The sequence below is a fragment of the Pectobacterium sp. HCp5_1 genome (assembly GCF_032905925.1).
In the GTDB taxonomy this organism is placed as follows: domain Bacteria; phylum Pseudomonadota; class Gammaproteobacteria; order Enterobacterales; family Enterobacteriaceae; genus Pectobacterium; species Pectobacterium brasiliense_A.
In genome coordinates, this window is the sequence record NZ_JAUMIO010000069.1 from 1 (window position 1) to 4,050 (window position 4,050).

Annotated in this window: 4 protein-coding genes and 1 pseudogene; 2 read left to right on the forward strand and 3 right to left on the reverse strand. The window is 42.3% G+C overall.

Features of this window, described 5'->3' with window-relative positions; translation table 11 throughout:
- Both Q3A88_RS21565 and Q3A88_RS21570 read left to right on the forward strand, forming a co-directional pair.
- A partial coding sequence (locus Q3A88_RS21565) for an IS1 family transposase (RefSeq protein ID WP_317177888.1) occupies window positions 1–93 on the forward strand: 93 nt, incomplete at its 5' end.
- 683 nt (window positions 94–776) lie between these two features.
- Entirely contained in the window at window positions 777–941 is a 165-nt protein-coding gene (locus Q3A88_RS21570) for a hypothetical protein (RefSeq protein WP_205604690.1), read from the forward strand.
- Between the two features lie 126 nt (window positions 942–1,067).
- On the opposite strand, the gene Q3A88_RS21575 is transcribed toward Q3A88_RS21570, so the two are convergent.
- The 3 genes and pseudogenes from Q3A88_RS21575 to Q3A88_RS21585 all read right to left on the reverse strand — a co-directional run.
- On the reverse strand, window positions 1,068–1,454 hold the full coding sequence (locus Q3A88_RS21575; protein ID WP_317178632.1) for a DUF6392 family protein: 387 nt from the start codon (window positions 1,452–1,454) through the stop codon (window positions 1,068–1,070).
- A 45-nt stretch (window positions 1,455–1,499) separates the two neighbouring features.
- A complete protein-coding gene (locus Q3A88_RS21580; RefSeq protein WP_039500768.1) occupies window positions 1,500–1,973 on the reverse strand; it encodes a DUF6392 family protein in 474 nt (157 codons plus the stop codon).
- Window positions 1,974–2,371: 398 nt separating this feature from the next.
- Window positions 2,372–3,781: pseudogene (locus tag Q3A88_RS21585) on the reverse strand (S-type pyocin domain-containing protein); the annotation flags it as partial.
- Between the last annotated feature and the right edge of the window lie 269 nt (window positions 3,782–4,050).

A 4,050-nucleotide genomic window follows, 5' to 3' on the forward strand; every position in this document is an offset into this window, starting at 1 on the left:
CTGAATCGTAAAACTATCGGGTACTCAAAATCAGTGGAAATGCATGACAAGATAATCGGCACATTCATCGAACGTGAACATTATCTGCAATGACCTGATCTACATATTGAATACGTGACCAATGAGTTTTATCTTTGGCGATAGTGGTATTTTTATTAATGCACTTAATGATAAGTTTGATGAGACCCATCAAATAATCAGATCATGTGGAACAGATAAACCGGGTGTTTCGTGCTTCACAGTCGAAAAGTGAACTAAATGATAATATCACGGATGAATAAATTTATAGTAGAATTCTCCGTGATATACGATTAGGGAATATTTTAATATTAATACTTCCGAACAAATAAATTTAATATCCCACACCTTATTTTTTTACCTCAATATCTAATCTCCGCTGAGCCAATTTCTTAAAAAAACCCTCCAGACTTATGCTCATATTCCCAGCAGATTCACCCAATTTTTCACACAGCTCTGAGACTATGTAGAGCAGAAATGTTGGAGACTTGCCCACCGTAGATTTTTCATATCGCGTTTAGCAATTGACTAGCGCCAATCCTAGCTTTAAATTGCAGCAAAGCAAGTACACAACTTAACGCAAAGTTATTCATGAAATAATCGCCCCTGAAAGGTACTTGCAATACCAGACAGGGGCTAACCTCAACGTTAGAAGGATAACGCTATGGCTGTCTGTCAGTTTACCTATTCCATTCCTGAAAATCTGCATCTGGCTGCTTTTTTTGCCACAACTCAGCATCCAGCAGCGGGGGCTTATCATGTTCGATAACACTTCGCTGGAACTGGAAGAAATCATCGATCAGTGTCGGACATTAATTTATGCCGTTATTGAACTGGATGAACCCAAGGCAAAAGAGATTTTGATCTTTGTTTTGTGGGAACGGATTGATCTGTTATTTAGATCTTTTCATCTTCAGGCATAAAAGGAAATAAAATAAATCATGAAGGCCAGCCATGGCCTTCATTAAATGATCACCATCTAACCATTGAAGTAGGTAAATATGCTATCGTTTCAACTTTTTCATTAGTATCATAATCTATCTGTATACTCACCGGAATGCTATAGTTTTTAAATAGTAAAGATCTGTATAGCCAATATCTTTTTTTAGTCTCTTCCTTGGCGGCAGAGATTTGAAAGGTTCGCCAAACTGCTCCTGAACCCAACTTCTTAACATCGTGTTTTTTAGTGGATTAGGTAGTTTATTTGGAAAATAATAACCTATTTTTTTATTTGACATTATCAAAGTAATTTCATTTAGAATCCGATCATTTCTATTAAAAGAGAGATATATACCTTCTTTTGCCATATCCAAACTGATACTAGATCTGCCAGAAAAACCTGTTGGTTTTGTTTTATAAGGAATTAAACCTGTATAAAATATTTCCTGATAGGTTCTTCCCAAGCTATCGATTAATGCATCTACATTTACGGACATTAATATAACCCCTGTTCTTCATTGAGTAGTGCAGGCAGAGCCTAACTACCACCTCAGCGTAGATGTTGGAATAAATGCGACTTCGGTAACTATATTATCTTCATCGTAATTTATCTGGATACTGGTTTGAATATGTCTCACCCCTGATGAAAACAAGTCAACCCATCCAAACGACTCATTCATTATGACTTGCGGTGGTGTACTACGTATTGGATTACCAAATACCTCATGTACCCACTCACGAGACATCTTGCTCTGCTTCAGTAATGGAGCAGGAAGATCATTCGGAAAGACCCAACCTGCAACAGTTTTATTCTGAATCATAAGAGTAATCTCTATGAGAGTTTTTTCATTTCGCTCAAATGCAAGAAAAATCCCTTCTTTTGGCATATCCAAACTAAGTACTGGAGAGCCTGAAGAGCCTTTAGGTGTTTTTTTATAAGGAATTAAACCTGCAGCAATAATATCAGAATATTTCTCACCGAGATGTCTAATAAGCGCATCAACATTTACTGTCATTTATATAACCCTTGCTTATCATTCAAACTATGCATTTTTTCCCTTGCAGCATCTATCTCATCATCCGTAGCCCCAGCCTCCTTTAACGCTGATTTAATAGCATCAAGATTACGGTCAAGCGCTGCTCGTAGATCCTGTGAATCTTTTTCTATAACATCCGGTTGATTTCGCCAACCGTATGTTTGGCTAATTTTTTGATGAACTTCTTTTGGAATAATCAATGCAGCAACCTTTTTGCTTAACGTCTTGATCTGAGTTTCTTTTAAGTGAGGATATTTCCTTCTCAAGAAAGCTTCTACCGCAGCAGCAGAAGGCATGTGATCAGCATGATATTTCCCCTGCCTTGATCTACCGACAAAATTACTATACAAATCCACATCTAACAAGTTAACCGGAGGCTTACTCAGATAAATATAAATCGGTGGAAACACATTCTCAGGGAACACCAGAATGTAATCCCGAAAATCCTTCTCTTCCGGCATTGGTGTCGCAAGAATGCTGACATCATCCATCTCTGGAATTTCAAATCCCGGCACTCCTGACGGAATAACAGGCTGTTCACCGTGTGCCGTATCCGTGGGTAATTCCACACCCGGATTATCCGGTGTCCATAAAATCGTTGGCCCTGATACGCCCTCTTCCCAGAACTCGTAACGGTTATTGGGGAAATCATGTTTCAGTAATCTGACGCGCACCTGATCGCGACCACTTTCCATACTGGTGTGGTAGCCAACCGCCTTCAGCCTGCCGGTTTCCTCATCTTCTCCCCACTGATAACGAACACGGCTGGGTACCGTTCCCTGTTTCTTCGCTACCTCCAGTAGCTTTTCCTGTGTCAGCAGATCGTCTTTTTCGCCTTTCAGATGCTGCTGAATCAATGCTCCCATCAGCAAAAAACTCTGCGCCATCTGCAACTGGCCCTGCCAGATTGATGGACCAGAAAGGCGTTTCATCTGATGTGTCAGTGCCTTTGCGGCATCCTGATTAGCCTGCGCTACCGCTCCCCCTGCAGCAGCGGTCGCCCCCGCCTGTGCTGCCGTACCTGCCATGACCACGGGTTGAGGGGGCGGCAACATTGCCGCATCCGCTTTGCCCACTAACAGGCCAAATACCGTTTTATACCACGGCTCCATCGGGGGTATCTGAGGCTTGTTAATCGCACCGGGCGGGGTCTTCGGTAACGGCTCGTTTTTTCCGGCAAATGACTGAGGAGGAGAAACAGCAGAAGACGTGTTTTTCTTTTTCGCTGCCTGCGCATACTGTTTTACTTCACCCGGTTTATCATCTGGAGTGATAGGCTTACCAACAGGCTCGGCGACATAAAAACTCATTTCCCCGATGTTGTCCTGTGGCTCCTCTTCCTTTCCCGCATCGGTACAACCCGCGCCACGTAAACAGGATTTGGCAAAAACAGGTTCAACTGCCAGCATCGGTGTTAACGCCAGCAATGGTGCTCGGGTTAATGCTGCCTGTTTAGCACAGTCCTGAACGGGAGAACGATGGGGTGTATCACCAATGATGACGTTGCCACTGCCGGAGACAATGACACCACCGCAATTGATACCATCTCCAATACGCGCAGCAGGTTTACCGTTAATAATAACGGTGGATGAACCTTCGGCGATTTTTCGGGAATGAACACCATGTGGTGCATTGGGACAGGGACAACCATGAAGCAGAACAGCATCACCTTGTCGGGCAGCAGGCTGACCATTAATAATGACATCAGAACTGCCTTCGATTATCGGGGTTTCAGGGAAACAGTCATGACCACTTCCAATGTCGTTGAGACGAGCAGCACCCAGCATTGTCATTCTCCTTTGACAGTAAAACATTCCTTTTGAGGGCTGAATGTTGGGCGATTTTTATGGGAGATTCAATACCGGAACCGTTAACAGTGCCCAATAGAGACGTTACTAGCGAAATTTTTATTTATGGTCAGATATTATTTTAAAAAAATACTTACCTTGCTAAAAATAAGATCAATTACTACTCATACAAGCATAAATACTATAATAACTCGCACTGCAACTATCATTTCCACCGCCCCCATCACCACCACTCCCGCTATGTGTAC

What these genes read in the sequence shown, in the direction of transcription:
- Q3A88_RS21570 (WP_205604690.1), top strand. Translation starts at nt 777, where the DNA reads ATGTTCGATAACACTTCGCTGGAACTGGAAGAAATCATCGATCAGTGT.
- Q3A88_RS21575 (WP_317178632.1), bottom strand. Translation starts at nt 1,454, where the DNA reads ATGTCCGTAAATGTAGATGCATTAATCGATAGCTTGGGAAGAACCTAT.
- Q3A88_RS21580 (WP_039500768.1), bottom strand. Translation starts at nt 1,973, where the DNA reads ATGACAGTAAATGTTGATGCGCTTATTAGACATCTCGGTGAGAAATAT.